We start from the raw sequence: 207 nt of genomic DNA on the forward strand, positions 1-207 counted from the left end.
CCTTGATCCCTAACGGATCAATGGAGAATAGCGGGATCGAACCGCTGACCTCCTGCTTGCAAAGCAGGCGCTCTCCCATCTGAGCTAATTCCCCATAACAAACGAAGTTTGTTGAGTGGGCCTAAATGGACTCGAACCATCGACCTCACGCTTATCAGGCGTGCGCTCTAACCAGCTGAGCTATAGGCCCAAAAAGCGTTATTTGTG

At 51.2% G+C, this 207-nt stretch carries 2 tRNA genes; both read right to left on the minus strand.

The window, feature by feature from the left end:
- Window positions 1-21 precede the first annotated feature (21 nt).
- Window positions 22-94, minus strand: a tRNA-Ala gene (locus GM612_RS12190).
- 22 nt (window positions 95-116) lie between these two features.
- A tRNA-Ile gene (locus GM612_RS12195) sits at window positions 117-190 on the minus strand.
- Window positions 191-207 lie beyond the last annotated feature (17 nt).

Origin of the sequence: Secundilactobacillus folii, from assembly GCF_009720675.1 — a bacterium.
Taxonomy (GTDB): Bacteria; Bacillota; Bacilli; order Lactobacillales; family Lactobacillaceae; genus Secundilactobacillus; species Secundilactobacillus folii.